At 61.1% G+C, this 5,088-nt stretch carries 5 protein-coding genes and 2 tRNA genes; 6 read left to right on the top strand and 1 reads right to left on the bottom strand.

What is annotated here, in order from left to right; genetic code table 11:
* The 4 genes from QZY06_RS15045 to QZY06_RS15060 all read left to right on the top strand — a co-directional run.
* Positions 1-585, top strand: a 585-nt coding sequence (locus QZY06_RS15045; RefSeq protein WP_295685886.1) for an ACT domain-containing protein, incomplete at its 5' end; no start/stop codon positions are given.
* Positions 586-822: 237 nt separating this feature from the next.
* A complete protein-coding gene (csrA, locus tag QZY06_RS15050) occupies positions 823-1,014 on the top strand; it encodes a carbon storage regulator CsrA (protein ID WP_295685887.1) in 192 nt (63 codons plus the stop codon).
* 89 nt (positions 1,015-1,103) lie between these two features.
* Positions 1,104-1,197, top strand: a tRNA-Ser gene (locus QZY06_RS15055).
* Between the two features lie 26 nt (positions 1,198-1,223).
* Positions 1,224-1,300, top strand: a tRNA-Arg gene (locus QZY06_RS15060).
* 141 nt (positions 1,301-1,441) lie between these two features.
* Here QZY06_RS15060 and ettA read toward each other — a convergent pair.
* Positions 1,442-3,106, bottom strand: a complete 1,665-nt coding sequence (gene ettA / locus QZY06_RS15065) for an energy-dependent translational throttle protein EttA (protein ID WP_022975405.1) — start codon at positions 3,104-3,106, stop codon at positions 1,442-1,444.
* A gap of 126 nt (positions 3,107-3,232) precedes the next feature.
* Between ettA and QZY06_RS15070 the strand changes: the two genes are divergently transcribed.
* A complete protein-coding gene (locus QZY06_RS15070) occupies positions 3,233-4,477 on the top strand; it encodes a threonine ammonia-lyase (protein ID WP_295685888.1) in 1,245 nt (414 codons plus the stop codon).
* Between the two features lie 42 nt (positions 4,478-4,519).
* Complete coding sequence (locus tag QZY06_RS15075; RefSeq protein ID WP_295685889.1) at positions 4,520-5,026, top strand: DUF1993 family protein; 507 nt, start codon at positions 4,520-4,522, stop codon at positions 5,024-5,026.
* The last annotated feature ends 62 nt before the right edge of the window (positions 5,027-5,088 follow it).

Here is a 5,088-nt window from a genome sequence, read left to right on the forward strand (position 1 = left end):
CTGCAGATCCGCTCGGTCGAATTCGCTGGCAAGTACAAAGTCCCGCTGCGCGAGCTGTCCACGTTTGTGGAAGGCCCGGGCACGCTGATCACTCTTGAGGAACATGCAATGGAAGAACCCCTGATCTCGGGCATCGCCTTCAGCCGCGATGAGGCCCAGCTCACCGTGTCTGGCGTGCCGGATCGTCCCGGTATCGCAGCCTCGATCCTGAGTCCGATCGGCGAGGCGAATATCGAGGTCGACATGATCGTGCAGAACGTCGGAGCCGATGGCACGACCGATTTCACCTTCACGGTCAGCCGCAATGAGTACGAACGGGCGACCGAGGTTGCACGCAAGGTGGCTGATGAGCTCGGCGCAAAGGGCGTCCGCAGTTCACTCGATATCTGCAAGGTGTCGCTGGTTGGCGTGGGGATGCGCTCCCATGCCGGCATCGCAGCCAAGATGTTCCGGACGCTCGCCGGGGAGGGCATCAACATCCGGATGATCTCGACCTCGGAGATCAAGATTTCGGTGGTCGTCGAGGACAAGTACCTCGAGCTGGCCGTCCGTGCCCTGCACAAGGCGTTTGATCTTGCAGCCTGATCCGAACTACCCAGCGCTCTCGTCTTGCTCATACTCGAATCAGATGTGAACACCTGTTATCGTTGGCATGTGATCTGAGGTAGGTCGTGGACGTGCGGACTCGGGCCTTTAAGTGTAAGTCGGGCAGCGAAAATCTGATTGTCATATCATAAGGGCCGATTTATTAAGCCATGGCTGCGAAAGCCATGAAAAGCGTCAAAAATTTGACGCATCGACATAGGATTTGGAGAACGCGCAGTGCTGATTTTGACCCGCCGAGTTGGAGAAACCTTGGTCATTGGAGAAGATGTCCAGGTGACCGTGCTCGGAATCAAGGGTAATCAGTTTCGCATCGGCGTGAAGGCACCGAAGGATGTAAGCGTGCACCGCGAAGAGATATTCGAGCGAATCCGCACCGAGCGCTCAGATGATGGCGGAACGCTCAACTGAGTGCTCCAGCTGCAAAAAACTGCTTTACGAAGTCGTCAGATCACGTTATTATGTTTGGGATTTATCGCAGCCTTGCTCTCTGCAAAACTGGAGAGATGGCCGAGTGGACGAAGGCGCTCCCCTGCTAAGGGAGTATAGGGCTTTAAAACCTTATCGAGGGTTCGAATCCCTCTCTCTCCGCCATCGAGCAAGCATCTGTACCAGTCAATGCGCCCGTAGCTCAGTTGGATAGAGCACTTGGCTACGAACTAAGGGGTCGGAGGTTCGAATCCTTCCGGGCGCACCAGCAGCAACGAACAAACCCGACGGGTAACCGCCGGGTTTTTTTGTGCGTGTCGCTTCTGAAATCGGCCCATGAAAAAGCCCGCCGTAGATCGAAACGATCTGCGGCGGGCTCGGGTTTGAAAGCCGAATCGAAGCGGAAGACTCAGGCCAGTTTCTTGTGCCGCGAGCGGCGATTGACGCCAGGTTCCGAGCCGGTGCGGCGCCGGAAATCGGCTTCGTATTCGCCGTAATTGCCTTCCAGGAAGACGATTTCGCCGGAATCCTCGAATGCCAGAATATGCGTGGCGACGCGATCGAGGAACCAGCGATCATGCGAGATGACCAGCGCGCAGCCGGCAAAATTCAGCACCGCTTCTTCGAGTGCGCGCAGGGTTTCGACGTCGAGATCGTTGGTCGGTTCATCGAGCAGCAGCACGTTGCCGCCGGTCAGCAGCATCTTGGCCAGATGCACGCGATTGCGTTCGCCGCCGGACAGATCCTTCAGGCGTTTGCCCTGCGCCTCGCCCTTGAAGTTGAAGCGGCCGATGTAGGCGCGTGACGGCATCTCGAACGAGCCGGCGCGGATGATGTCCTGGCCCTGGCTGATTTCTTCGAACACGGTCTTGTCGCCTTCGAGCGCATCGCGGCTTTGGTCGACATAGGCGAACTTGACCGTTTCGCCGATGCGGATCGAACCACCGTCGGGCTTTTCCTGACCGAGCAGCATGCGGAACAGGGTGGTCTTACCGCGGCCGTTGGCGCCGATGATGCCGACGATCGCGCCTTTCGGTACGGTGAAATTCAGGCCCTGATACAGCCAGCGATCGCCGTACTTCTTGCCGACGTCCTGAACCTCGAGAACCATGTCGCCAAGGCGCGGGCCGGGCGGGATGTAGAGCTCCTGAGTTTCGGCACGAGCCTGGAATTCCTGCGAGGCCAGTTCTTCGTAAGCCTTGATGCGCGCCTTCGATTTCGACTGCCGGCCCTTCGGATTCTTGCGCACCCATTCGAGTTCTTCGGAGAGCGCCTTCTGGCGCGCGTCTTCGGATTTCTCTTCGGCTTTCAGGCGATTGGTCTTCTGCTCCAGCCAGCTCGAGTAGTTGCCCTGCCAGGGAATGCCGTGGCCGCGATCGAGTTCGAGAATCCAGCCGGCGACGTTGTCCAGGAAGTAACGGTCATGGGTGACGGCGATGATCGTGCCCGGGAAATCCTTGAGGAATTTCTCCAGCCAGGCGACCGATTCGGCGTCGAGATGGTTGGTCGGTTCATCGAGCAGGATCATGTCCGGCTTGCTGAGCAGCAAGCGGCACAGCGCCACGCGACGACGTTCGCCGCCGGACAGTTTGGTGACATCGGCGTCCCACGGCGGCAGATTCAGCGCCTCGGCGGCCTTGTCCATGATCACGTTGAGGTTGTGACCATCGAGCGCTTCCAGCTTGCCTTCAAGTTCCTGCTGCTTCGCCGACAGCTTGTCGAAGTCGGCGTTCTCGTCGGCATAGGCCGCGTAGACCGCATCGAGCTGCGCCTGCGTGTCGGTGATTTCCGACAGCGCTTCCTCGACATTGCCGCGCACGTCCTTGGCGGGATCGAGCTGCGGTTCCTGCGGCAGATAGCCGACTTTCAGCCCCGGCATCGGCCGCGCTTCGCCGGAGAATTCCTTGTCGACGCCAGCCATGATCTTCAGCAGGGTCGATTTGCCCGAGCCGTTGTAGCCGAGCACGCCGATCTTCGCGCCAGGGAAAAAGCTCAACGAGATGTTGCGCAGGATTTCCCGCTTCGGCGGAACGGTCTTGCCGACCCGGTTCATCGTGTAGACGTATTGGCTCATGACGGTCTGCGGTGCTTTGGAATTCAGGGCGCGGATTATCAGCGACTGGCGGGGAAACTGTCATGCAGGGAGCCTGGATCCGTCGCCTACCTATAATCGACCACTGCCTTTAGAGCTGCGACGACCATGAGTGAGCCTCTCGCGATCACTGCCGATGATGTCCGCGACGCGGCCCGCGTCATCGCCGGGCAAGTGCTGCGCACGCCTTGCGCGCCTTCGCTGGTGTTGTCGAAGCTGACCGGGGCCGAAGTCTGGCTGAAGTTCGAGAACTTCCAGTTCACCGCTTCGTTCAAGGAGCGCGGCGCGATCAACAAGCTGGCACGCCTGACCCAGGCCGAACGCGAGGCCGGTGTCGCCGCGATGTCCGCCGGCAACCATGCCCAGGCGGTCGCCCATCACGCCACGCGGCTGGGCATCCGCAGCGTCATCGTGATGCCGGTGAACACGCCATTCACCAAGGTCCGCAATACCCGCGATCTTGGCGGTGAAGTGATCCTGCACGGCGAGACCTTGGCCGACGCTTTCGATTACATGCAGCGCGAGCTGGTCGAGCAGGGCGGCATGACGCTGGTGCACCCCTATGACGATCCTTATGTGATGGCCGGGCAGGGCACCATCGTGCTGGAAATGCTCGCCGACGTGCCTGATCTCGATACCCTGGTGATCCCGATCGGCGGCGGCGGCCTGTTCTCCGGCAACGCGATCGCGGCTCACGATCTGAACCCGAAGCTGCGCATCGTCGGTGTCGAATCCGCTGGCTACTGCTCGGCTTATGCGTCGATCCAGGGTGATCCGTCCTTGGTCAGAGGCGGCCCGACGATCGCCGAAGGCATCGCCGTGAAAGGCATCGGCAAGCGCACCCTGCCAATCATCCGCGCCCACGCCGATGAACTGGTCCGGGTCGACGAGCCATCCATCGAGCGCGCCGTCGGCCTGCTCGCCAATGTCGAGAAAGTGGTGGCCGAAGGTGCCGGCGCGACCGGCCTGGCTGCGCTGCTGTCCGATCCGGCACGCTACGCTGGCCGCAAGATCGGGCTGATCGTCTGCGGCGGCAACATCGATCCGCGTCTGCTGGCTTCGGTGCTGCTGCGCCAGCTGGTGCATGAATCGCGGCTGGTCAGCCTGTCGATCGAGATCGAGGACAGCCCCGGCTTTCTGGCCCGCGTGGCCGGTTGTGTCGGCACCGCCGGCGGCAACATCGTGCAGGTCCATCACGAGCGGCTGTCGGCCGGTAGCCACGCCAAGCGCGCGACCCTGGAAATGCTCGTCGAGGCTCAGGATGTGGCGCATGCCAACCAGATTATTGCCGCGCTCGCCGAGGCCGGCCATGTGGTGCGTCGCGTGCATGGAGGCTACGGCGAGTTCGAGTAAGCTGGCGCGCTCGAAATCCCTCCTCACTCCAGGAAGCAGCCGATGACTATCTCGATGTATCAGGCCTCCGTGCCGGTTTTCCTGAGGGCGCTCAACAACCTCGGCAATGTGCTGGCAGCCGGCGCTGCCCATGCCGAGGCGCGCAAGATCGACCCTCTGGTGCTGCTCGGCTCGCGCCTGTATCCGGACATGTTTCCGTTCTCGCGTCAGGTGCAGATTGCCTGCGACATGGTCAAGGGCGGTGCTGCCCGCCTTGCGGCCATCGATCCGCCGCCGAAGGCCGATACCGAAAAGACCTTCGCCGAACTGATCGAGCGCATCGAATGGACCTCGGCGTTCCTGCGCGGCTTTGAAGCGGCTCAGATTGATGGCAGCGAGGATCGTCCTATCGTCATGAAGACGCCGTTCGGCGAGCTGAACTTCACGGGCCAGAGCTACCTGACCGGTTTCGTGCTGCCGAACCTGTATTTCCACTCGGCGACGGCCTACAACATCCTGCGTCACTCGGGTGTCGAGTTGAGCAAGTCCCACTTCATCGGCAAGCCCTGAGTCCGGCTGGGTTCTCGCGTTGGTGATCTGCCGCTGAATACGCCGCCACCGCTGCCGCCCGA

It is taken from the genome of uncultured Nevskia sp., assembly GCF_903885465.1.
Lineage (GTDB): Bacteria > Pseudomonadota > Gammaproteobacteria > Nevskiales > Nevskiaceae > Nevskia.

Bases quoted from the DNA above. Each gene is read 5' to 3' on its own strand.
- QZY06_RS15070 (WP_295685888.1), top strand. From the start codon at position 3,233: ATGAGTGAGCCTCTCGCGATCACTGCCGATGATGTCCGCGACGCGGCC.
- ettA (WP_022975405.1), bottom strand. From the start codon at position 3,106: ATGAGCCAATACGTCTACACGATGAACCGGGTCGGCAAGACCGTTCCG.
- QZY06_RS15075 (WP_295685889.1), top strand. From the start codon at position 4,520: ATGACTATCTCGATGTATCAGGCCTCCGTGCCGGTTTTCCTGAGGGCG.